At 45.7% G+C, this 26,224-nt stretch carries 15 protein-coding genes; 4 read left to right on the forward strand and 11 right to left on the reverse strand.

Translation table 11 applies throughout. The annotated features are described in order from the left end of the window. Positions 1-58: 58 nt before the first annotated feature. The 3 genes from AAE250_RS15850 to AAE250_RS15860 all read right to left on the reverse strand — a co-directional run bounded on the left by AAE250_RS15850 (position 59) and on the right by AAE250_RS15860 (position 7,489). The gene (locus AAE250_RS15850; RefSeq protein WP_294600500.1) at positions 59-2,818 is read right to left on the reverse strand and encodes a substrate-binding domain-containing protein; all 2,760 of its coding nucleotides are present in this window, start codon (positions 2,816-2,818) and stop codon (positions 59-61) included. Between the two features lie 150 nt (positions 2,819-2,968). Then, positions 2,969-5,158, reverse strand: a complete 2,190-nt coding sequence (locus tag AAE250_RS15855; RefSeq protein ID WP_294600499.1) for an alpha-galactosidase — start codon at positions 5,156-5,158, stop codon at positions 2,969-2,971. A 42-nt stretch (positions 5,159-5,200) separates the two neighbouring features. Continuing rightward, positions 5,201-7,489 carry a TonB-dependent receptor gene (locus AAE250_RS15860; RefSeq protein WP_294600497.1) on the reverse strand — a complete coding sequence of 763 codons (2,289 nt, stop codon included), beginning with the start codon at positions 7,487-7,489 and terminating at the stop codon, positions 5,201-5,203. A gap of 274 nt (positions 7,490-7,763) precedes the next feature. Here AAE250_RS15860 and AAE250_RS15865 point away from each other — a divergent pair, with 274 nt between their 5' ends. Then, positions 7,764-9,371 carry a DUF6377 domain-containing protein gene (locus AAE250_RS15865; RefSeq protein WP_294600496.1) on the forward strand — a complete coding sequence of 536 codons (1,608 nt, stop codon included), beginning with the start codon at positions 7,764-7,766 and terminating at the stop codon, positions 9,369-9,371. Between the two features lie 177 nt (positions 9,372-9,548). Next, positions 9,549-10,670, forward strand: coding sequence for a clostripain-related cysteine peptidase (locus AAE250_RS15870; RefSeq protein WP_294600494.1), 1,122 nt, complete (start codon positions 9,549-9,551; stop codon positions 10,668-10,670). A gap of 5 nt (positions 10,671-10,675) precedes the next feature. Here AAE250_RS15870 and AAE250_RS15875 read toward each other — a convergent pair whose 3' ends face one another. The 8 genes from AAE250_RS15875 to AAE250_RS15910 form a co-directional block, all read right to left on the reverse strand. Then, positions 10,676-11,563, reverse strand: a complete 888-nt coding sequence (locus AAE250_RS15875) for a carbohydrate kinase family protein (RefSeq protein WP_294600493.1) — start codon at positions 11,561-11,563, stop codon at positions 10,676-10,678. Positions 11,564-11,746: 183 nt separating this feature from the next. Further along, positions 11,747-12,919 (reverse strand): MFS transporter, encoded by a 1,173-nt coding sequence (locus AAE250_RS15880; RefSeq protein ID WP_294600491.1) that lies wholly within the window; start codon positions 12,917-12,919, stop codon positions 11,747-11,749. Between the two features lie 23 nt (positions 12,920-12,942). Continuing rightward, positions 12,943-14,709, reverse strand: a complete 1,767-nt coding sequence (locus AAE250_RS15885; protein ID WP_294600489.1) for a GH32 C-terminal domain-containing protein — start codon at positions 14,707-14,709, stop codon at positions 12,943-12,945. 174 nt (positions 14,710-14,883) lie between these two features. Further along, complete coding sequence (locus AAE250_RS15890; RefSeq protein ID WP_294600488.1) at positions 14,884-16,371, reverse strand: glycoside hydrolase family 32 protein; 1,488 nt, start codon at positions 16,369-16,371, stop codon at positions 14,884-14,886. A 56-nt stretch (positions 16,372-16,427) separates the two neighbouring features. Next, a complete protein-coding gene (locus AAE250_RS15895) occupies positions 16,428-18,212 on the reverse strand; it encodes a RagB/SusD family nutrient uptake outer membrane protein (RefSeq protein ID WP_294600486.1) in 1,785 nt (594 codons plus the stop codon). 20 nt (positions 18,213-18,232) lie between these two features. Then, positions 18,233-21,304 (reverse strand): SusC/RagA family TonB-linked outer membrane protein, encoded by a 3,072-nt coding sequence (locus AAE250_RS15900; protein WP_294600485.1) that lies wholly within the window; start codon positions 21,302-21,304, stop codon positions 18,233-18,235. A 421-nt stretch (positions 21,305-21,725) separates the two neighbouring features. Continuing rightward, positions 21,726-22,850, reverse strand: a complete 1,125-nt coding sequence (locus tag AAE250_RS15905) for an AAA family ATPase (protein ID WP_294600483.1) — start codon at positions 22,848-22,850, stop codon at positions 21,726-21,728. A 103-nt stretch (positions 22,851-22,953) separates the two neighbouring features. After that, entirely contained in the window at positions 22,954-23,802 is an 849-nt protein-coding gene (locus tag AAE250_RS15910) for a patatin-like phospholipase family protein (protein ID WP_294600481.1), read from the reverse strand. Positions 23,803-23,897: 95 nt separating this feature from the next. Between AAE250_RS15910 and AAE250_RS15915 the strand changes: the two genes are divergently transcribed. Next, positions 23,898-25,082 carry an aminopeptidase C gene (locus AAE250_RS15915; protein ID WP_294600480.1) on the forward strand — a complete coding sequence of 395 codons (1,185 nt, stop codon included), beginning with the start codon at positions 23,898-23,900 and terminating at the stop codon, positions 25,080-25,082. Positions 25,083-25,330: 248 nt separating this feature from the next. Further along, the gene (locus AAE250_RS15920) at positions 25,331-26,224 is read left to right on the forward strand and encodes an electron transfer flavoprotein subunit beta/FixA family protein (protein WP_294600478.1); all 894 of its coding nucleotides are present in this window, start codon (positions 25,331-25,333) and stop codon (positions 26,222-26,224) included.

Consider the following 26,224-nt stretch of genomic DNA (forward strand, 5'->3'; position numbering starts at 1 on the left):
TCAATATTCGCTTTTTGAAAAGTGAATTCTATAATATTAGAGAAAAATCCAATTCACTCTACCCTCTTCTCTTCAAGAAGTCCGTAGGGCTTTCACCAAACTGTTCCTTATAGCACTTCGTAAAATACGAAGGGGACGAGAAGCCCACTTCATAAGCTATCTCGGCTACTGTCATTTCGGAAGAAGCAAGCAGAGAGGCAGCTCGTTTCAGCCTCATCTGGCGAAGCAATTCATTGGGCGAATAGTTGGTGAGCGACTTTAGTTTACGGTATAGTTGCACACGACTCATACCCATGTCGCGTCCCAGATCTTCGACATTCAAGTCGGGGTCTTTCATCTTTGCCTCGACAAGAGATTTAAAGCGGGAGACGAAGTCCTTATCGAGATCGCTGATAGTCTCCTTCTCAATCGTCTGGTTATCTCCGAAGAATTGTTTCAGTTGGCGACGGTTTGCAATAAGATTACGGACGCGGGATAAAAGTAATTGCGAGTTGAAAGGTTTGGAAATATAAGAATCGGCACCACCGTCGTAGCCCTGAATACGCTGTTCATCAAGCGAACAAGCCGTAAGCAGAATCACCGGGATATGGCTGGTCTGCAACTCACTCTTCAAGCGACGGCAACACTCTACTCCATCCATACCGGGCATCATGACGTCGGAGACGATAACATCAGGCACATACTTCATGGCAAGACGAATACCCGTTGCACCGTCTGCCGCATCCAGCACGCGATAGTCTTTTGAAAGCAGCGACTTCACGTAAGTACGAATATCGGCATTGTCGTCAATAACGAGTACAGTGGGACAATCAGCTTCTGCCACTTCCCCCTCTGTGGAAATTTCGGCATCGACTAAAGTAGAAGAAACCTCTTTCTCTTCGGCAGGCAGAGTCACCACTGTGGGGTGATATAGAGAGATATCCTGCTTGGGGAAGGTTACGGTGAAAGTCGTTCCTTTCTCATCGCTATGTGCAGTAATGTTTCCGCCATGCATTTCGACAAAAGCACGTACCAGGGCAAGGCCGATACCCGTACCAGCCTGGTGACCATCGACCTGATAGAAACGTTCGAAGATAGCCTCCACATCGGTCGATGAAATATAGCTGCCGGAATTGAATACCTCCAGGCGGAAGTTCTGCTCTGCCATTTCCAGGCGTATGATTACTTTTCCATTCTCCGGCGTGTACTTCACGGCATTAGAGAAGAGGTTGAAGTAGATGCGTTCCATCTTTTCCGCATCTGCCATCATACGAAAGTCCGCATCGGGAGTGGTCTCGAAACTGAAAGATATATGCTTCTTCAGCAGAGCCATGCGGAAGGAATCGTTCCAGCCACGGAAGCTGTCGAGCAAGTCGAAAGGTTCAAGGCGAAGCTCCATACGCCCGTTCTCCACTTTGCGGAAATCGAGAATCTGATTGACCAGACGAAGGAGGATATGTACATTCTTCTTCATCAATTCCAGTAGTTGACGAGACTGCGTACTGACGGAAGTATCGGCAAGAAGTTGCTCGATAGGGTCGGCAATCAAAGTCAACGGGGTACGGAAGTCATGAGAAATATTCGTGAAGAAAACAAGTTTGGCATGGGTTGCCGCTTCCAGTTCACGGGAAAGTTGTTCTAATTGCGACTTCTGCTGCTCCAACAATTCGGTTTGATGTATCAGTTGCGTTTTCTGCTCCTCCAGCTTCTTCTTTTGCAGGGAAAGTTCGCGGTTCAGACGATTCTTGGCACGCAGAGAAAGATATACGGCAACCAGCAGGCCTATGACCAACAAGAGCGCCACCAGACTGACAAGCAGAATACCTTGCTGGGTGGAATAGCGGGCCAGATATTGATTGATTTTCCCATTTAATGTTTCTATTTTCTCGTCAAGAGTACTGATATGGGCTGTCTGCATCTTCATGATAAGGGCATTGTCACGATCGACGACAGAAGTGTTCAGGAGGGTTTCACGAGGGAAGTCACGGTGGTTCAGAATATCCATGGCAATCTGCATCACACGGTCGCCGCCCGTAGGATAAATAAAAGTTGCATCCAACTCACCTGCAAGCACTTGTTCCACCCCATAGCCTTCGCCGGGCAAGGCATCTGTACCGATGAAGCGCATCTCCTTCTCACGATGTTGGCGGGCGGCAGCAGCGTATGCACCGGCGGCCATGCGGTCGTTCTGGGCATAGACAATATCGATCTGCGGAAAAAGGTCGAGCAGAGTATCCATCTTCTCTTCTGCCTGGGAGCGTAGCCAGGCACCATCTTCTTTGGCCAGCAAGCGGATATCGGGATAATCGGCTACAACGTTCATAAAGCCTTGATGACGGTCCATGGCAGGCGTGGAGCCGGACAAACCGGCAATTTCTACTACCGTACCTTTGCCATGAAGCACATTGGCAACGTATTTGCCGATAGCTTTACCTATCTCGTAATTATCGGCGCCCACATAAGCAGTGTATTTATCGGAAAGGATTCTACGGTCTACCACAATCACAGGGATTCCCTGATTGTAGGCCTCTTCTACAACCGGAGTGATGGGTTCGGCTTCATTAGGAGCAACGATCAGCAAGTCTACTCCTTCCTTCATGAAACGACGAATGTCCTTTTCTTGCTGTATATTATCATCTTTGACTGTACGTATCTCCACTTCCACTCCATCATAAAAAAGGGCTTCGCGCAACATTTCGTTATTCATCTGATGACGCCACTCATCATCGCTACACTGGGAAATACCAATACGGAAATGAGGCTCGCGGTGAGAGCAAGAACTTAACGTTCCCAAAAGCACGAACCAAAGAAATAAAACACGAAGGTTATATCGTCTCATCCTGTTTCTGTTGATTTAAGATTGCAGATGAGCAAAGATAGTGGAAAATGAAATAAAACAGGCTGTTTCAGCATGCCTTTTTCAATGGGCACTGCAGAAACAGCCTGAAATAAATTCCTCTACAATCAGTAGTAGTATCTCAAGAAAACATTATTGTGCAGTCAACTCTACCACCCGGCTTTGAGTAGCAGCCAGTCCAAGAACATCCAAACCGACTTTCATCAGATAATCACCGGAATAAACTTTACCGTTGGCACCTAACCCGGATTTTGCACCAGGCATCAGATTGATTTCCTCTACCTTATATTGCTTGTTCGGGTCCAGTCCCTGCAGTTTCACCGGCAACAGCTTCTCCTGAAAACGCGGATGAACATCGTAAGCAAACAATACGGCTTTATTCAAATCCTTGCTTACATAGTTCACTGCCATGTGATTCGTTTCGTATGGCGAAACCAAGCGATACTGATCACCGTCCATAATGGCATTCTGTAACCGTTTCCAGTTGGCAACCGCTGTCTGGCAGTAAGTCAGTTCGTCAGCACTCAGTTCCTTCAAGCCAATATCAAAACCAAGCTTGCACATGGAAGCCACATCCGTACGGAACTTCACAGACGTTGCCTTGTTCCAACTCGTCACGTGCGCACACATTGCCTTCGACGGGAAGAACTGGGAGAAGCCCCATTGGATAAAGATACGCTCTACAGGATCGGTATTATCACTGCACCAGAATTCTGTAAAGTACTTTAGTGCTTCATAATCGCAACGGGCACCTCCACCGGAACAGAGCATCATCGGAACATTGGGATAGTTCTCCTTTACGCGTTTCATCACATTGTATACGCCACGCACATGGTCGATGTACAACTGTCCCTGCTTATCCTTCTGATAGGGAGAATAGATATTGGTGATAGGGCTGTTGCAATCCCACTTAAAGAAAGCTACATCGGGATTCTCCTTCATAATGTTTTCTACCACGCCGTAAACGTAATCCTGCACTTTCGGGTTGCTGAGATCCAATACCAACTGGTTGCGGTAGTAATAGGTATCACGGTTAGGCAGTTCGATGGCCCAATCGGGATGCTTCTCATACAGTTCGCTCTTCGGGTTCACCATTTCCGGTTCAATCCAGATACCAAACTTCACACCGGCTTCTTTAGCAGCATCGACCAAGGCAGGAATACCGCCGGGCAGTTTATCGTGGGTCACTTCCCAATCACCGAGACCGGCATGATCGTTCTTACGCGGATATTTGTTGGCAAACCAACCATCGTCCAGCAGGAACATGTCCACACCCAGATGCTTGGCTTCTTTCATCAGTTCGGCAAGTATCTCCTGATTGAAGTTGAAACCGGTATTCTCCCAGTTGTTCAGCAAAGTCAGGCGGCTGCCTTTACCATCCTTCAGGCTGTAATTGCGTGCCCACTCGTGGAGGTTGCGGCTGCCTTGTGAAGCGCCGTTAGAGCTCAAAGTGAAGATAAACTCAGGAGTAGTGAACACTTCATTAGGCTTCAGTTCATAAATAGAAGCATAAGGGTTGATGGCAGGAATCACCCGGAGGTTGCCCACGTTATCCACTTCAAAGGTGAAACGGAAGTTTCCGGTCCAGCCCAGGGTGCCCATCAGTACATTGCCCTGATGCTCGCTGACCGGCTGATCCAGTCCGACCTCGAAGAAAGGATGGGTATGCATGGCAGCACGACTGCCCAGCTTGGTATCAATCACCTTCTTGCCGAACTGCAACTGCTGGCTGCTCATCTGTGCTTCTTTGGCCCAGTCGCTGCTGAACTCAGTTAGATAATAACTGGAATTATAGAAGTAGAGCATCGTAGAAGCATACGTAGACAGCACAATCGGCTTCTTCTCCTGATGCTTTATCTCGCTCCACGTCTTGATGACATTTTCTTTCGGATAAGCCACATAATGCAGCGTCACATCCACCGGATACTTGTCATCACGCAGGTTGATCGTCGTTTCCGTACCGCCTTCAACGGCCTTGGAAGACGAAGAAACATAATACAGAATCGTAGACGGATTACCATCATTGTGGGTGATGCCTACAGCAGGTTCGAAGTAATCTTCATTGCCCGAACCGCTATATACTTCCCAACCGCGTTTGGTTACACTGCCATCCGAACCGGCATGTACATCCCAACGGAAGTTCTGCAAGTCTTGCTCGTGCAATAACTTTTCACCCAGATAAGTCTGGTACAAGCGACCGTTCTCTGCTACCTGGAGCACAAGGTCGTTTTTTTCTGTAGAAATGCGGATTATTTTGTTATCCGCTGCATTGGCATACGTAAGGGATGCGAACGCAAAGAGAGTTACGAGTAAATTTTTCATGGTTTACAATAAATTTAGTCACAAAAATAGTTTAAATATGATTTAAAATGAAAGACTGGCACTGAATTCCAATGTAAAGGGGCGTAAATAGTTGCCGCTCATATAATGGTCTTTGAATTTTCCGGCTTCTTCCTTGCTCAAGAGTTCGGCACCGTTGATAGTTCCGCTGGCTCCTTTCTGATTCAGGAAGTTTACGATTGTTGTCCCCAGTGAGAGGTGTTTATTTACTTTCCAGTTGATACCTCCAAAGGTTTCCCAACGGCCGTTGAAGTAAAGGGCATTGGTCAGATTGGCATAGGTCTTTCCGAAGTAGCGGAAGCTGAGCCATACGCGCAAATCTGGAGTAATATTATAGCTGGGATCAACTTCAACAAGTATTTGCGGAATCTCTTTCACAATATTACCATTGGCATTCAAATCAGGCACACCCTCAAACGGTGATTTGATGAAATAATTATTGTACGTCGGCTTTTGGTAAGTGAACAAGGCATGCAAGTGGAATCCCTTAAAAGGATCAATTTCGGCAGAAGTGGTCCATCCCAACGTCTTGATATCATATATCAGCAGAGTGGTCTTGGATTGTGTGGTTCCGGGCTTGGTTACGTTCTGCTGGTCAATATTATTCGACTTGGAGATATAGGTGACCATTGAAGTCAGGTTGATCCAGTCGTTATGATAGAACAATCCTCCACGCAGCAACGGAATAGTGACACGCTTGTATTGCTCCTCCGTAGGACCCGTACCTGCATATTCGTTGATGCGCGGAAAGCGGGTAGCAACAGTTCCGTCGGCTGTAAGACCGAAGTTCCCGCTTATATTGTAAGTGAATTGTGCTGTTGCCGCATAGTTCAGTTTATCCTTCACCACCTTGTGCGGCTCAATCTTTTCGGTGGAAAGGGTATTGCCTTCATTGTCTGTATAAGTATGAGTATCGCCAATATGGAAACCAGCATAACGGCCGTAAGGAATCTGATCTGCCGCCATACGGTAGTATTCCAGGCGTGCTCCGTAATAGACATTGAATTTGGGAGTCACCTGCCAGTTATCGGTAAAGTAAACAGCCAGTTTGTTCTCGTATCCTTTGGTATATTCCGGACTCAGTTCATTGAAGCCACGGAACTTACTGATACTTCCGTCGGCCGCCTTACTGCCCAATATCTGCGGATATTCGGTGACAGTACCTATCCATTGAAAGGAAGATGAATGATAGTCCAAATGATAATACCATTCGTTCAGCCCCAGCCTCGTATTATGGTTGCCCAACTGCTTTTTCAGTTCCGAAGTGAGCAAGGCATTTTTTACCTTACCGAGATGCAGCCAGGTGCGTCTTCCCTCTACCAGTCCGGTATAAGCATCATTCGATCCGTCCGGGAAAAGACCGTCTTCTGCGGTTGCTTCGCTGATATTGCTGCCGCCGAAATCTACATAATTGGCTTCGGGAGCATTCATGAATTTGACATTCAGTGTCCACTTCAGATCATTCTTAAAAGTATAGTCGAACAACAGGGCTACTTCGTGCGCCTTGTTTCCGGTGAAATCGCCGAAACGGCCACTTTTCATCTTGCCATCCATTACATCCATATATTCAAAGCGGCCGCCTTCGGGAGCATACGAAGAAGTACCAAGTTTGAATCCCGGAAGCTCCTTTACACTGCCATCGCCCACATAAATAAAGGGAGCGGCATTAATCATAGAACCAAGCGCATTGCTCTTCGAGAATTTATAGACGACCGATAGTTTGCCCCGGTTATTGTTGAAGACACGGGTTAGTCCGGCATGATAGAGCTGCGTGCGGTCACTAAAGTTCTCAAACTTAGGGCTGAAACTTTCCGGATCAAAGTTCTGATAGACGGAGGCAGTATACAGCCAACGTTCACCGATACCTCCCGATACATTCATGTCCATATTCTGCCAGCCAAAATGATTGGTATGATAATTCAATACCCCTTTAAACTCCTTCTGACCTAACTTTGAGAAAGCATCTACGGAATAAGCAATATTACCGGTAGTAATGGCCGATTCCGATGGATTCATCAGTCCAACTTCACCCAAACTGGCATCACTACGCCAATGCGTTGCCAGTTTATGTACAGCCGAAGAATATACGGCGGGCAATCCGTTCTCGTATACATTAACATCTTCACTTGGAAGCCCGATTTGAATTTCACGAGGTTTGTTGGCATCCGAAGCGTTCAGCATCACATTGCGTTCGCCTTCGTCCGCTTTCTTGGAACTAATGGTGTCATTCACTTCCACCCGGTTAGCTGCCATTGCAGAAATACTGGATAGCGTAGCACCCAACAAAGCACAAAAGAAAAGTTTTCGTTTCATAATATTACTTGGATTTAAAATTAAACGTTCGGATTAATGCTTCAAAGATTCCGGAGAACCGGTTCCTCGTCTTTAGCGGGAGCAAAATTAGTGGTCAAAACAACACACCGGCATCGAAGGTAGTTGTCAGGTAGACTGCAATGAGCCAGCAGCAATTATAATTCACTAATAATAAAGCAATTGCACAACGCCTTTATATAAAAGCAGGTAGACATACCCATTTGCCGAAAACTTTTAATATCTTTGTATTTGTCTACTTTTAAAAACACATCCTATGAAAAAGAACTTGTTATTAGGATTACTTTTAGTATTTGTCCTTCCGGCAACCGGAATTGCAAACAATCCGGCATTGTTTGATGAGTTGGAAAGCGCTCTGAAACAACGCGCCCATTACTCACGCCAAAAAGAAAACCGCATTGACAGCCTGAAGCTTCTACAATATCCTTCCATGGAGAAAGACAAACTCTTCCAACTGTATAATTCCATTTATGAAGAGTATTATACCTACCGTTTCGATTCGGCCATGCAATATGTAGACAGGGAGGAAGCAACGGCCATAAAGCTTTCCAACCCTTCGTATCGTAATCTGAGTATTATTCACCGCTCCATACTCCTTTCCACTTCCGGCTATTTCAGCGAGTCCATCCAGAACCTGCAACAGATAGATGCAAACACACTGGACAATACATTACTGATAGAATACTACACAGCTTATGAATGGGCCTATAGCATGTGGGCCGAGTATTCCAACGACAAAGTATATGCTCCACGTTATTATCAGAAGGAGATACTTTACCAGGATTCCCTCATCAACGTGCTGCCAGCTGGTTCGCCCCTGCAGCATTACTGGAAGGCAGAGAATTACTACCGTCATCAAAGATATACCGATGCGGAATCAGACTATAAAAAAGCATTGGAAGGACTTCCGGTTAATGTCCGCCTATATGCCATGGTCACATACGGACTGGCATTGGTCTATGCACGGACTGGCAATTGGGATGAGTACGAACATTATCTGATCAAAGCAGCCATCTCAGACCAGGTATGCCCGTTAAAGGAGAATCTGGCTTTACAAGAACTGGCCTTGTACATCTTTAAAAACAGAAGTGGAGAAGTGGCACGCGCCAACCGTTACCTCGGCTATTCCATGGAAGATGCACTGTTCTACAACAATCGGTTACGCATGCTCGAAATAGCCAAGAAATTTCCCGCCATTGTACTCTCCTATCAGGAACAAAACCTCATCAAGAGCAAACGCTTACAATGGTCATTGGTATGTATCAGTCTGTTATCCATCGGATTAGTAATCTCTCTCATCTACATATACCGGCAAATGCACCAACTCCGCAAACGCAGAAAGATACTGGCAGATATGAATGCAGAACTGCAACATCTGAACAAAGAACTGGTGACAACCAACCACACTCGTGAAGAATATGTAAGCCTCTTCATGGATCTATGCGCCGCCTACATCGACAAACTGAACAAGTATCAGGATCTGGTAAAGCGCAAAGTAAAAGCCAAGCAAACCGATGACCTGCTGAAACTGGTCAATGCCACCAGGCTGTCCGACACCGATGCCAAAGAATTCTTCGTAAACTTCGACACGGCATTCCTGAACCTGTATCCTAACTTCATCGAAGCCTTCAATGCCCTGCTCCGCGAAGATGAAAAGATTATCCCCAAGAGAGGTGAGATACTAAATACGGAATTGCGTATCTTCGCTTTGATACGTATGGGAATCAAAGATAGTTCCAAGATAGCCACGTTGCTATTCTACTCTCCACAAACCATCTACAACCACCGGAGTGCAGTAAAAAACCGAGCGAAGATGAGGGATAGTTTTGAGAAGCAGGTAGAGGAACTTTGCACAGTCATGTAGCGAACTTTTGCCTACAAATAACGAGAGTAAAACCACTGCATAGTATTCCGTATGAGAAAAAGCATTATCTTTATCCCCTCGAACATAACCTGCAACAACAGAATGATGAACAAGTTACACCTCATATTTGGCAGGCTGACAAAGTTGTCATGCTGTCTGATAATCCTATCTCTCGTTATGGCATCCTGCCAAAAAGATGAGCCGGAACTGAACTCCGAAAACGAAAAGACCTTATTCATCTATATGCCTTGGTCGACAAACCTGCTCGAGAATTTTGAGACGAATCTCGTGGACTTGGAAACCTCCATCAGCCGGAACGGCCTGAAGAACCAGCGTGTCATCGTGTTCCTGTCTACTACCCCGAGAGAAGCCACTCTGTTTGAGATAACTTGCAAGAAGGGCAAATGCGAACGCACCACCTTGAAAGAATACACCGATCCCCCCTTCACTACTGCCCATGGCATAGCCTCTATTCTGAATGATGTCAAAAGCAATGCCCCGGCGTCTGTTTATTCCATGATTATCGGATGCCATGGCATGGGTTGGATACCCGTCAGCAGTACGTTGACGAGAGCAGCCTCTTCCTTCAAGTTCCATTGGGACAGTGAAGGTACAGTACAGACCCGTTACTTCGGAGGGATCAGCAGCAGTTACCAGACAGATATCACCACCCTGGCCGAAGGTCTTGAAAGTGCCGGATTGAAACTGGAATATCTACTTTTTGATGACTGCTACATGTCCAACATCGAAGTAGCTTATGACCTTCGGAAAGTAACCCGCTACCTGATAGCCTGTACCAGCGAAATCATGGCCTACGGCATGCCTTATGCCACTATGGGGAAGTATCTGCTGGGCGAACCGGATTATGAAGCCATCTGCAACGACTTCTACTCATTCTATTCCACATATACCCTGAAGCCTTGCGGCACACTGGGCGTTACGGACTGCTCCGAGGTAGATGCCTTGGCATCTGTGATGAAAGAGATAAACACCCGATATACATTCGACACCACCTTACGACCTTCCCTGCAACGCCTCGACGGTTATCTTCCCGTTATCTTTTACGACTTTGGCGACTACGTGGCACATCTGTGCGACGACCCGCAACTACTGAAAAAATTTGAGGAACAGCTCCAACGCACTGTTCCTCACCATGTACATACGGAATATTATTACTCCGCACTTACGAACACTGATTATAAGATAAATACTTTCTCCGGCATCACCGTTTCCGACCCGAGCACCAACATCCTGACCAATGGTAAGACAAATACAGGCTGGTACAGTGCCACTCATTGAAAGACTTACTTCAGTCTCTCCTTCAGTATCTCCGGCAGTTCCGGCATAGCACCGCTTTGCGTACACACAAAGGCTGACACCTCTACAGCAAGCTTATGAGCCTCCGGTACCGGTTTTCCGCTAAGGATGGCAGCTGTAAAAGCAGCAGTGAAAGAGTCACCTGCCCCCACCGTATCGGCAACGGGCACCTTCGGAGTCTCCTGGAAAGAAACAACTCCCGGCGTAAATACATAACTGCCATTCGTGCCGCAGGTCAAGATCAACATCTTCAGATTGTACTTGGCAAGAAGAATCCAACACTTATCCTGCAGGTCAATGCCCGGATAACCGAAGATACGGCTAATGGTAACAAGCTCTTCGTCGTTGATCTTAAGAATATTGCAACGGTGCATCGAATCGCAGAGAATCTCTTGTGTATAGAATCCCTGGCGCAGGTTGATATCAAAAATCTTCAGTTCATCCCCCGTGTCAGGCATCGTATCGAGAAAACGGTTGATAGTAATACGGCTCACCTCATTGCGCTGTGCCAGCGAACCGAAGCATACGGCACGGGTATTCAGGGCCAGACGTTTCAGTTCGTCCGTGAAAGGGATGTTATCCCAAGCAACCCCTTCCTTTATTTCATAACAAGGCACACCTACGGCATCGAGCGTCACCTGCACCGTCCCCGTAGGATAAGGCACGCGCTCTATCTGCGTACGCAACCCTTTCTGTGCAAACACATCCATTATTTCGTCTCCATCGGCATCGGCACCTACGGCGCTGACCACGCGACTGTCGAAACCAAACTGTGATACATGATAGGCAAAGTTCGCCGGAGCACCACCTATTTTCTTTCCTTCGGGCAGCACATCCCAAAGTGCTTCGCCCATACCTACGATAATTTGATTCATGGTAATTATATTTTAATAAATTCTATTATTTTACACCGTTCCTTGATAGTGATAGTCTCTGTCGTTATGTGAGGTAGTCTCAGTCGTATACAGAGGTACCCTCTGTCGTATACTTAGGGTATCTCTGTCGTATAGTGAGATACCCCCCGCTCAGAACGTACTGTAGGGCCACTTCAGCCGATGTCAGCGTTTTATCTTTGTCATATAGAAAAATAAATACAACACACCTACCGTCATCACTGCTACGGCACCACTTTGCCCACCGGTAGCATCACTTGCCAAGCCCATAGCCAACGGAAAAACCGTTCCTCCGAAGAGTCCCATAATCATCAGCCCACTGACCTCGTTCTGCTTCTGCGGCATCGCCAGCAATGCCTGCGAGAAGATAACAGGGAAGATATTCGAGTTGCCGAAACCGATAAGGGCGATGCAGACATAAATCATTGTCTTGTCCTGGAAGATGAACAGTCCCACCATAGCCACCAGCATACACAACACGCTGATGCCAAAGAAGGTTCGCGCAGCAATCTTCTGCAAGATGAACGCTCCCAGGAAACAACCCGCCGTACGGAAGATGAAGTAAAGGCTGGTAGCAAAACCGGCATCGGACAAAGTCATTCCCAAACGTTCCATCAAAATCTTAGGCGCAGTGGTATTGGTACCTACGTCGATACCGACATGGCACATGATACCCAGGAAGCAGAGCAAGATAAACGGCTTGCCCAGCAAGGCAAGGCATTCGCCAAAGGTAGAAGGACGCCCCTCTTCCTTTTCTTCCCGGATGGACGTGCCGCTCAGCCAAAGGATAGCAGCAACCGCCACCACCATATAAACAGGAAACAGTACGCGCCAGCCCATGCCCAGCGAAGGAATGGCCTGCGTAGCGCCCCACATGGCAATATAGGGTGCCAAGAACGAAGCAATCGCCTTGACAAACTGTCCGAAGGTGAGTGAGCTTGCCAATCGTTCGCCGCTCACAATGTTGGAAAGCAACGGATTAAGAGAGGTTTGCATCAATGCATTGCCGATGCCCAGCAACGAGAACGACAGCAGCATCAGCACATACCCGTCACCAAAGACCGGAAGAAGCAGGGAGGCAAAAGTGATGACCAAACTGAGAAGGACAGTCTTCTTGCGCCCGATGCGGTTCATCAGCATACCCGTGGGTACGGAGAAGATGAGAAACCAGAAGAATACGAGCGAAGGAAAAATGTTTGCCTGCGAATCGGTCAAGCCCAAATCGGCTTTTACATAGTTGGAGGCAATGCCTACAAGGTCTACAAAGCCCATGGCGAAGAAGCAAAGCATGACTGGGAAGAGCTTTGCAAGAGAAGCGGAAGTATTCGAATTTTGCATACTACTATATCATTAATATTAGATTATTCGTTGAAGGCTAACTTATATACGGTGAAAGACGACACACTGTAAGTTCCACCTTTGGCATAAAAGCTGATGCGATTATATGGTTCCGACGGGAACACCAGGTTCGTCATACACCATCTGCCGTCGTCACCAAAGACTTCGATACTCGATTTATCGACAAATAAGCGGAGCGTTAACTCATCTTTTGCCTCGAACGGCGCTGCCGTTACAGCAGGGAAATCCTTGTTGAAAATGGTCAGTCCACTCTTTGTACGATCCATCTTAAAAGTACGGGCAGAAAGATCATAAGTAAAGTCCACCTCTTCTCCCGCAGCATTATACAACTGGAAACCGATCTCCTGCGCATTCCTGTTTTTAATGGTCATCTCTATCTCATAAGTTCCCGTGTTATCTTTCAGTAATTGCTGCAAGTTATAGGTACGGTCTACCTTGAAAGCATGCTTTTTCACTGCTTTCCCGCGCATCTTCAACAATTCGGGTGAGGGAGTACACTTCAGATAAGTCTCACCATCAGCTGTATACAGGCTCAAGTCACGCGGAACAGAGTTGGCACTGCGATACTGCCGGGTAGGAACATCATTGGCATACTGCCAGTTGCTCATCCATGCCAAGGCAATGGAGCGTCCGGCAGGAGCATTGCTCCAAGTGACAGTGGCATAATGGTCTTTACCGAAATCCATCCATTTAGTTGCAGCCGGAGACTCATTTACAAACTTCTTTCCGTCGAATGTTCCGACAAAGTACTGTGTGGCCGAACCACCGAAAGGCCCACCGGGGTTTATATTGCATACCAATACCCATTTCTTCAATTCCGTTCCTTCTACGGGGAGTTCAAACAAGTCGGGGCATTCCCAAACACCATCGTGTACTCCCTGTCCTTGGCCGAAGGAGCTTTCCATCGTCCATTCCTTCAAGTCGGACGAAGAGTAGATCTGCATCTCTTGACCGGCAGCCAAAATAAGCACCCACTTTTTAGTATCTTCGTACCAGAACACTTTCGGATCGCGGAAATCGCGAAGCGTGGAAGTAATGATCGGATTGAGTGGATATTTCTTGAAAGTACGCCCATTATCAAGGCTATAGGCCATACTTTGCGACTGGCGTTCACCGGCCGAAGTATAGAAAGCTACAATAGCACCGGCACCAAAACCGGCAGTATTATCCTTATCTACCACGCAAGAGCCACTGAAGATAGTACCCAAACCATCCGGAGCAATAGCAACCGGCAGATGCTCCCACTTCAACAAGTCCTTGCTGACAGCATGCCCCCAATGCATATTTCCCCACATCGAGCCATAAGGGTTATACTGATAAAACAGATGGTATTCTCCATCCTTATATACCATTCCGTTCGGATCGTTCATCCAACCGTAAGCAGGAGTAAAATGATAGACCGGACGAAAATCCTCACGGTTAGCAGTATCGAATGTGTCCGAAAGCTTCATCGTTTGCCAACATACTGCCGAGTCATCGACCAACTGAATATTAAAGGCAACACCTTTTTCCTGATAGGCAGACAGTTCCAAAGGTACATAGTAGTCGATGCTATCTACAGCCAGGCGGACATTAATAGTTTTCACTACGTCATTATCGACAATCATATACAAACGGGCCTCATGTGCCTTCTCTTGTATAGGCAATAACAGATATTTCTGATTCTCTTCAGAGCGGACAATTGTCTGCCGATCTCCCAGATGCTTAATATTTAAATGTGTATCGGCGTTCTGAGCAGACATTATCGAAGAGCAAATACTCAAAAGCATAACAGATAGAAATTTAAACATCATACATCCATTCATTGAATAACTCATGTTTTTAGGTATTAAGATTTTTAAATTGATTATATATTCACAACGTTGCAAAGATACGCCGTTAGAGTATCAGAGCCTATCTCTTTCGTTTCAAACTATACTACAAATGTTACATCCGGCTTATTTTTATTTCCAGATGGAACGGAGCATCCAAGCATTCAGTACCATTCTGGTGCCTTTTCGTTGTGCAAAAACCTCAATGCCAGTCTGGGATTCACCCGGATAGGTCAATAAGGTAAAAACTTCTTTTCCGTCATTTGCGAAAATCTCTACACTCGACTTATCCACAAAGATATGCAAACGAATCTTATTATCTATCGGTTCAACCCGGGTATATGACATACGACTGAATTTAGGAATAGATACGGCGGCACAATGAGTACGATCAATAACCAAGTTATGTGAGTCTGTATCGTAGCTGACTACAACCTTACGTCCATCTCCTACACATAAATTAAAGCCAAAGACATTGGAAACATCTGTCGAAAAAGAAGCGTCGAGCTCATATATATTCTCCCCGGGAGCGAATCCCGGAATATTTTGTACTCCGGGTGATAAAGAACGGTTTACTGCAACCGGCTGATAACGGAGCTTTTTCAACTGTTCAACGGGTTGTTGGATTAACCGAAGTCCTTCTTTGTATGTTTTCAGTTCTAAGGTACGGGGGACAGACCAAAAGCCTTTGCCATACTCTGACGGGACAAATTGGGCATAATCCCACGTTGCTACCCAGCCCATAGAAACGGTAGAATCAAGCGTATGATCAAAATCACGGAAAGTACGGGATGCATAAAAGTCCAATCCTTTATCAACATATAGAGGTTCTGTTGGATGATTCTCCACCAATTTAAAAGAAATCCCGTCAAAGTCTCCAATAAAATATTGTTCTTGCGCCCAATTGACCGATACCACCATCACCCATTTCTTTTCATCGGAATTTCCATCAACAGGCAATTGAAACAGATCGGGGCATTCCCAAGATTTCTCGCTATCGCCTACCGGTCCGAAGTCACTAGCCCACGTCCAGTTCTTCAGATCCGGAGATGTATAAAACTTTATTTTCTTCTCCAAAGCCTTAGCTACCACCATTACCCACTGTTGAGTCGGTTCGTACCAAAACACAGTAGGATCCCTGAACTCTGTACTCCAAATATCAATGACCGGGTTTCCTTCATAATAATGAAACGTTTTCCCGTCATGACTAAAAGAAATACCTTGAGCCTGCTTTTTTGAGTCTTTCTCAAAAACAGTATAAGCAGCAATATAGGCATCCTTGCCAAAACCCGCTGTATTGTTTTTATCTATTACGGCAGAGCCGGTGAAATAACCGATATTAGCATCCGCTCCCGTCATGGCATAAGGAGTGATTTCCTGATAATGTACCAGATCGGAAGATTCTACCTTGCCCCACCAATACATATGGTATTTACCCTGATAGTACATAAATCCGCAAGGGTCGCCAATCCAACCTTTCTGCGGGCTGAAATGATATTGAGGACGATACGGTTCACGATATAAGCTATCCGTATTGTTCTGGGCACCGGCAGACAATGTTCCTGCCAATAAAAGAGTGTTTATAATACCACCCAGTAAAGAGTAGAGATAATATTTCATAGTAATAGAAGTTTATTTAAAGGAAGGATGGTTTTATGCCACCCTTCCTTTCTTATTTAATTGAAAGCAGGATAACCCGGATTCTGCACATACTTACCACCGGAGAAACCATACTGGTTGTTCGGAACCGGATAGTATTCGTCTTTTCCTTTAGTGAACTGTGCATTACCATAGTAGATACGATTATCTTTTTCTGCTGCAATATAATTGTTCATTGTGTTTTCAGCAATACCCCAACGCACCAAGTCGAAGAAGCGTTCTCCTTCCAATGCCTTTTCCAAACGAGTCTCCCAACGAAGGGCCTTGCGGGCATAATCTTGATTCCACCCTTCAGCAGGATAAGAATTAATGAGATAGTGAGCGGCATACTTGGAGTTATCATTGAAATCCTTCACATAAGGGCTATTCTTAGCACGGTTACGAATTTCATTGATCAAGCCACGAGCCATGTCAAGGCCATCCCCTTCATTGAGTTCAATAAGAGCCTCAGCCTTCCAGAGAAGAATATCAGCATAACGGATAATTTGCCAGTTCAACTGAGAAGCACCCCAAGGCCAGCCTTTAAACATGTCACTGCTTTCGGGAGAGACCCAGAAACGTTTTGCACAATTGTAACCATACGTTTCCTTATCGCGTACCCAACCTTCACAAGGCTTCTCCGTATAAGTCTTCCAAGTGATATTAGGACGTCCTACAACAAAATCAAGACGTGGGTCCACATTCGGATTTGTGTTTTCCAGAGTATAAACACCGTTAGATAAAACTGCCTTGCTATAATCAGCCTTTACTTGATAGCTAAAATCGGGCAGGCCATTTGCATCTGTCTGATAAGCATTGATTAAGTCCTGACTCGGCAAGAAGAAACCGTCGCCACCATAAGGACTGCCACCGCCCGGAGAGTTCAACAGGTTGCTCCAATTAATACGACCGGCGCTTTCAGTACCATCGTTCATGGAATACTGGATAGCAAAAACAGACTCCTTACCATTTTCGTTTGCTATGAGATCCAAACCCTGGAAATCATCGATCAAGCCATAGCGGTTGCTGGCTGTCACCTGGTCACAGAGTGATACTACTTCGCGAAGCAACTCCTTATTGATGCTGACCACGGCATGAGTCGTTTCATCTTGCTCATAAGCCTGATATAACTTTATTTTAGCAGCATAAGCCAAGGCGATATACTTATGAATACGTCCTACTTCAGGCTGAGAAGTCGGTAGCTGCGCTGCCGCATCAAGCATTTCTTGTGCCAGTTTATCCAGAATTTCATTACGCGTAAATTCATTATTGGAAATATTAGGATATTGAGAGATTTCAACATTCTCATCAAAATAAGGGATCTTGTTGAAAAGACGGCTCAATTCAAAGTAATAGTGGGCACGGAGCACCTTCATTTCTGCAATACGGGATGTACGCCCACTGATTTGCTCGTCCGTAGCAGCATTCAACACGCGCAGAGCGGAGTTACAACGTTGTACACTACAATACAAATGATACCATTTGCTATCAAGAAAGCCATTAGTTGCATCCATGTCGAACGTTTCCATGCGATGCACCTCATTCAGGTCACCTACACCGCCACCACCTTTATAGGCATTATCAGAGCGTACTTCACCGTAAGTCCAATTAGAAGTGGGATGGCACCACACACTCCAGGTCTGTCCTTCGGCCCCCCCCAAAGCTGCATATGCAGCATTTACAAGCAGATCAGCACCTTCAGTCGATGTCATAATATCTTCATTCAAGCTGCCTTGGGGCTTTAAGTCCAAGAAACTATCTTCATCACAACTTGCCGTCATCAGCGCCAGAGCGCTAAACATACATATATATTTTAATTTCATGATAATATTGATTTTAAAGTTTAGAAACCAAATGATAATCCTAAAGAGAACGAACGGGGCAAAGGATAAGGATAACCCAAACCTTCAGGATCCGCACCCGTATAACCGGTAATTGTAAACAGGTTCTGAGCCTGGAAATAAACACGTGCATTGCGCAATTTCATCTTATCAAGAACTGACTTCGGAAGTGAATAACCCAATGTAAGACTTTTTAGCTTAATATATGAGCCGTCTTCAATATAGAATTGCGATACTTCATGTTCATTGTTGCTATTAAGAGTAGTCAAGGCAGGCACATTGCTATTGTAAACACCGGTTTTCTCAAAATTCTGATAAGCATGCATCGCTTCGAGCAAGCGGGTAGAGTGGTTACCGCTCCAGCATTGGAATAAATCCGTATAATATTTAGCATTATTGTAAGCATCACGAATCATGCCGTTGAAGAACACATTCATATCGAAACCTTTCCATGATGCACCAAGAGTAAGACCGCCAATCACTTTCGGATTATCAGATCCCAACCATACACGATCGTTCGTATTGATATCACCATTTCCATCGGCATCTACATACTTGATACGTCCTACAGCAGGAGCACCGAATTGTACATTATACTTAGACTTGTATTCATCCACTTCTTCTTGCGTACGGAATACACCGTCTGTCTTGAATCCCATCCAAGAACCGAAAGGCTGGCCTACCAATGTCTTGTCAACGCCATTACCACCGCCATAAGTATAGTAGATTTCTTCGGTCAGCTCAGTAACTTCATTCTTATAATAAGAAAGGTTGAAGTCCACATTGTATTGGAAGTCCTTGATTTTATCTCTCCAACTCAAAGACATTTCAAAACCTTTATTACTCATCGTACCACCATTATACCAGCAGTAACCACCTTCACCGATTACCGCAATATATGGTTTCTCAACAAGCATATCACTTGTCTTCTTATCAAAATAATCAAGAGAAGCACTCAGACGTCCATTCAGAAAAGCAGCATCTATACCAACATTCGTTTGTCTCGTACTTTCCCATTTCAAATCAGGATTGGTCGACCTCACCTTATAGCCACCGGGAGCAAGAGTAGTGCCATCACCATTCATATTATAACTGGCATCTTTCAAGCTGATAAGATACTTTGTGTAAGGAGCTTCGTTATCAATGATATCATTGCCGTTAATACCCCAGGAAGCACGAAGTTTCAAATCCGTCAGCCAATTCCGAGTAGATTCCATAAACCTCTCGCTCGAAATACGCCAACCTGCCGAAACCGAGGGGAAATAATCCGCATTATTGCCTTTTGCCAAGCGTGAAGAAGCATCGCGACGAACCGTAACGGATGCCAGATAGCGTCCTTCATAATCATAATTCACTTTACCAAAGTAAGAAACCATAGCATAGTTAGAAGCACCTGCACCCACATTCTTACCAGCTGTCACAGCATCAAGATAGATATAATCTTCATTTTCTACCGCAAGTCCTGTACCATAACCGAACATTGTTTCCGAATGGTTCTTCTTGGCTTCCGTAGCAAGTAATGCAGTTATGTTGTTCTTACCGAACGACGTGGTATAAGTGGCAGTATTCGTCCACACCCAGTCGAGGTTCTTCTTAGATTCCTGAGTCAGTTTATTAACTTCATCACGCGCCCAAGCAGGTTCAAAAACCTTATTGGTTTCGTCGTAAAAGTTTAAGCCAAAGTTTGTACGCAACACCAGATTCTTTATCGGCTCTATTTCAAGGAATGCATTACCGAAAATACGCCAATATTCATGCTTGTTTTGCTTTTCGTTTTCAAGCAGACGGGCCATATTGGGAGCATCACCCAAAACATCGTTGATTGCATCATTGTAACCACCATTTTCATCGTAAACACTCTTGGCCGGATGTTGCTTGATGGCATTTTCATCCACGCCACCGGGACTGAGCGTTTGTGTCCAGCGATTGATGGCAACATTCTCACCGATACGCAGACGATTATTCAGGTAATGATAGTTAGAACTGATACGGGTATTGATACGCTGGAAATTAGTATTCTTCACCAGACCATCGTGGTCGAGATAGTTCAAAGCCAACGAAAAAGAGCCATTGTCAGAGCCTTTGGAAAGTGTAGCACTATAGTTCTGCATCAAAGCCGTACGGTAAATTACATCACGCCAATCGGTATCGACAGCATGTACCTTTACACCATTCAGGCCAATATAATCCTGAAGTTTGGGAGTGGCACCGTTACCATATATTTCACTACTCGGAGTAGCACCGTTATTAGCGTATTTATAGGCCTGCCAGTAAACCTGCCCCCACTCATCAGCATTCAGCATATCAAAGCCACATTGATAAGTCTGCATTGTCAACGACATATCAAAATCAACACGCGTTTCTCCTTTCTTGGCACGTTTAGTGGTGATGATGATGACACCATTGGCAGCTTGTGCACCATAGATAGCAGCAGAAGCAGCATCTTTCAATACCTGAATGGATTCCACATCATTGGAAGAAAGAATGGAAGAGATGTTTTCACGTGTCATCACACCGTCTATTACATAAAGAGGAGAGTTAGCACCATCACGGAAAGATGATTTTCCACGAACCAGCGTAGAAGTATTTCCACCACCCGGGGTGCCATCGGTGGTAATGTTCATACCTGCTACGCGCCCTTGCAAACTCGACAGAACATTACCGGTCGGGATATCAGCAACATCTTTCATCTTCACAACAGCAACCGAACCCGTAAGACTGGCTTTCTTTTCAGCCATATAACCGGTTACCACTACCTCATCAATCATTTGCGAGTCTTCTACCAACTCGATACGTAAGATTGGTTGAGCTTTCACCGTAGCCGTCTTGTACCCGATATAAGATACAGACAATGTAGCACCGGAAGCAACAGAGAGGGTAAAATTACCATCAATATCCGTTATCGCTCCGTTGCTATCAGAGCCGATTTCCAATACAGAAGCACCGATAATCGACTCACCGGTAGATTTCTCTACAACAGTACCTTTCACCTGAATTTGCTGGGCAAATGAAGTAATGCCCGCTAAGAGAAGCACAATTAATGTGCAAATCCTGAGACTAATGTCTTTCAACATACTTATTAGTTTAAAGTTAATAAAAAATCTATTATTGAGCCCTAAATGGGTTTTGTGCTGGCAAAAGTAAGGCAAAGCATTTATCAGGCATATAACAAATGTTACGAAAGGTAGTATTTTTGATACATCTCCTCTTAAAAGGCACTCTAGGCATGTTTTTTTTTGCTAAATGAGCTTTTGTTTTAGCTGTGATTTCCATCAATAGAAAAGCATGAGAACAAATTCCATTAGCAGAATTAATTCATTACAGTTTCAGGAATGAGGTAAGTTTCCAATTTCTCCAGCACCGGGGAATGAAAAGTTCGGCACCGGGAAACACCCTTTCCCACACCGGGGAACCTTGTCTTCCTCGGTGCCAAAGAGATCCCCCTCTCAGAAGTAGTTATGGTAGAGTGAAGAGTACAGGCTGGATTATTTCTTATCAATGTTCCTCTCTCGCCAGCCAAATGCTAAAAAAGAGATCGTACACCTGATAGTAATCCCGCTCCTTTGTTATGAAGTCTTTATCAAGCAAACCCGCCAATGCAGAGCGTACTGAACTGGGAGATACCAACCCGTAGCGTTTAGAAAATGCACCGGAGATAACATTACGCGCCTGCCCTTCACGGTTGATGGCAATGAGTACTTGTTTCTGCTTATCGGGCAATTGATAGAGCAATTCGGCATACGTATCTGCCGTAAAGTTGACAATGTAGTCGATACCCCCCTCTATCATTTCCGGTCCGCACGTACCGCCTTCAGGTGTCCGGAGAAAAAGAATATTCATCACTTTCTGCAAATAGAATGTTCCACCACGAAAGCGATCATAAAGCATATCTATCACTTCGGGTCGCAACGTCTTGCCGGACTCACGGAAGTGGCGAACAGCAAATTCGGTATATTTCTCCCGAGGAATGGGCGGAAGATTCATGATAGTAACACTCTGATAAAAAGGACGGGAGGGTGAAGTAAAGATGCTCCCCATCAAGTGTCGCTGTGAACCGGAAAAAACAAAACGGGCATTGCTGCAATATTGCACATAAGTACGCAATGTGGCCTCAATCGTGTCTTCAGGGTACTTCCCTATCTGCTGAAACTCATCAATAGCTAACAAGCACGGACGGTCTGCCCGCTGAAGATAGTGAAAGATCTCATCAAGTGAAGCCGCCGGATTATTAATATCTCCCAAACTGATATTCCACGTAGGAGCCCCTCCTATATCATACGTAATACCTGCCTGCAAAGAAGTGATAGCATTGACAAAAATCTCCCACACTTTACGCCCCCGGGGCTTCAATGCATCAAGTATAGTTTTACCCAGCTTGTTTACCAAATCGCGCAAAGAACGGGTTGCATAGATATCGACAATAAATGTATAGTAATGCTCCGCTACGTCAGGCTGCGAAAAGCAGTGACGTATCAAATCTGTCTTCCCGTAACGACGGGGAGAGATCAAGGCTATATTGTTTCCGTTGAGCAGCAGCGTAGTGATATCTTCTGTTTCCACTTCGCGGTCACAGAAATACTTGGGAGAAACATAACCGTTAGTAACAAATGGATTTTGCATAAATAACACCTCTAATGGTTAGATTTCACAAAGATATGAATAAAGAAAGTGATTGCCAAATAATGATTGCCATAAAACAGCAATCATTATTTGGCAATCACTTTCAGGCAATCGTATACTGTGCCGCACACTGATACCCTTCTTCATAAAATTCCGTCAACTTCCGGATATCCCGTTCAATACGGTCTACCACTACGGGCTTCTGCGGACGGATAACCATGATTTCCCCGGCATCTTCCAAGCGTTCCACCAACTCTAGTTGTTCGTTGTACGCACGGCAACGGCGACTCAGCGCTTCGCGCACTTTAGGATATTTCCGGTAAAGGAAAGAAGGTATCTTAATGTCTTTTGTTTCTTTTCGATAGCCACGGTTGCGGGTCAGCACCACTACATTATGAGTAAAACCATCCTGGCGCGCACGCATCACGGGAATACTGTCCACAATGCCACCGTCGAGCATAGGAACACCGTCTACATAAGCAATGGGGCAAACAAAAGGCAGGCTGCTCGAAGCACGGACAATGTCGATGATACGTGCCTTACTCTGCTTTTCCTCAAAATAGTTCGCCTCACCCGTCTCGCAGTTTGTCGTCACCATGACAAAACGCTCGGGACAACGGGAGTAAGCCTCGTAATCATAAGGCAATATGTGTTCGGGGAATTCCTGGAACAGTAGGTCGAAGTCCAGGATATTACGCTTCTTCAGCAGATGCTTCAAGCCGATGTAATTGTACTTCTCCAGCAGGTCAATATTACTATACTTGGCACGGCCACGCTGGCCGGACATATAAGAAAGCCCGTTGCATGCTCCCGCACTGACACCGATTGAATAAGGAAATCGGACGCCCCGGTCCATAAAATTGTCGAGCACACCACAAGTGAAGACGCCGCGCATGCCGCCCCCTTCCAGAACCAGACCGCTACGGTCGTCAATACGTATAATATTTTCCATAAGTTGCACAATTAACACCCCAAATATAGCTTTTGTTTACGAGATTCTACCTATATTTGCGGTTGCAACTATAATTTAATAACATTTTAATAATAATGAGAAAGTCACTACTAATTGCAGCACTGGGATTGTTGAGCCTGAACATGATGGCACAAAACACTCCGAAAGAAGAGGGTTTCGTCTTTACTACTGTAAAAGAAAACCCCATTACCTCCGTAAAGAATCAGAACCGTTCCTCCACATGTTGGAGCTTCTCAAGTATCGGTTTCCTGGAAAGCGAACTGTTGCGCATGGGCAAAGGTGAATACGACCTTTCTGAAATGTTTGTCGTTCACCACACAATGGTAGACCGCGCACAGAACTATGTACGTTATCACGGTGACAGTTCTTTCTCCCCCGGCGGCAGCTTCTACGATGTGATGTATTGCCTCCGCAATTATGGAATGGTGCCGCAGGAAGCTATGCCTGGCATCATGTACGGCGACACTCTGCCCGTGCATAACGAGCTGGATGCTGTAGCCGGCGCTTATGTAAAAGCCATAGCCAAAGGCAACTTTAAGAAATTGACTCCGGTATGGAAAAAGGGAGTTTGTGCCATCTATGACACCTATCTTGGCAAGTGTCCGGATAAGTTCACCTATAAAGGTAAAGAATATACTCCGAAGAGCTTTGGCGAATCCCTCGGTATCAATCCGGACGATTATATCTCATTGACTTCTTTCACTCACCACCCGTTCTATACTCAGATGAACATCGAAATCCAGGACAATTGGCGTAACGGCCTGTCATGGAATCTGCCGCTGATGGAGTTCATGTCAGTGATTGAAAATGCTGTGAACAACGGTTATACCGTAGCTTGGGGCAGCGATGTAAGCGAAGACGGATTCACGCGTGATGGTATTGCCGTAATGCCGGATGCAGCACGTGGTGCCGAACTTACCGGTTCGGATATGGCACACTGGTTGGGACTGAAAGCCGAAGACAAGCGCAAAGAACTGACTTCCCGCCCGATGCCCGAAATCACCGTAACACAGGAAATGCGCCAGGAAGCATTCGACAACTGGCAAACTACTGACGACCACGGTATGCTTATCTACGGTATTGCCAAAGATCAGAATGGTAAAGAATACTATATGGTAAAGAACTCTTGGGGAACAAACAACCCGTACAAAGGTACCTGGTATGCTTCCAAACCGTTCGTTGCCTACAAGACCATCAACGTCCTGGTACATAAAAATGCCGTTCCCAAAGCAATCCTGAACAAGCTGGGAATTAAATAAAATATAGGAACTACGCCATTAAGTTGCGTGGTTAACACATAATAAAGGCCGTTACGCAGAGCTACGTAGCGGCCTTTTTTTGCGCAAAAACCTCCAACTTGTGCATTTTTCGCTCCATTTACTTGTCAAAACCAACACTTTCCGTAAATTTGCACGCTGATAGTTAACCGGATAATTTCAGTAGCAGGATTCTACTACTCCTATTCCCGGCACTGACGTACAGAATACTAATACTAATAATTAATAGCATGAGTTTGAAAATTGTTGTATTGGCAAAACAAGTTCCCGACACACGCAACGTTGGGAAAGATGCCATGAAAGCCGACGGAACCATTAACCGCGCGGCACTCCCTGCCATCTTCAACCCCGAAGACCTGAATGCCCTTGAGCAAGCACTTCGACTGAAAGATGAATATCCGGGTTCCACTGTAACCATCCTTACCATGGGACCGGGACGCGCAGCCGAAATCATTCGTGAAGGACTCTACCGTGGTGCCGACAACGGTTATCTGCTAACCGACCGCGCATTTGCCGGCGCAGATACCCTCGCCACTTCGTATGCCCTTGCCACTGCCATCCGAAAAATTGGTGACTGCGATGTTATCATCGGCGGACGCCAAGCCATCGACGGTGACACCGCACAAGTAGGTCCGCAGGTTGCCGAGAAACTGGGATTGACGCAGGTGACGTATGCCGAAGAGATTCTGAACGTAGACAAAGCTGCGAAAAAGATTACCGTGAAACGTCATATCGACGGCGGTGTAGAAACCGTGGAAGCTCCCCTGCCTATCGTCATCACTGTGAACGGAAGTGCAGCCCCCTGCCGCCCGCGCAACGCCAAACTGGTGCAGAAATACAAACGTGCCCTCGGCGCCCAGGAGAAAGCAGCCATCGCCAAAGAAGGTGCCGAACTGGCTTACGCAGCCCTTTATGAGAAATATCCCTATCTCAACATCACGGAATGGAGCGTGGCCGATGTAAACGGTGACCTCGCACAATGTGGTCTGAGCGGTTCGCCCACGAAGGTAAAGACCATTCAGAACATTTCGTTCCAAGCCAAAGAAAGCAAGACGCTGACGGGCAGTGACAAGGATGTAGAAGATTTGATTGTTGAACTGTTAGCTAACCATACGATAGGATAA

It is taken from the genome of Bacteroides sp. GD17 (assembly GCF_038448625.1).
Classification (GTDB): domain Bacteria; phylum Bacteroidota; class Bacteroidia; order Bacteroidales; family Bacteroidaceae; genus Bacteroides.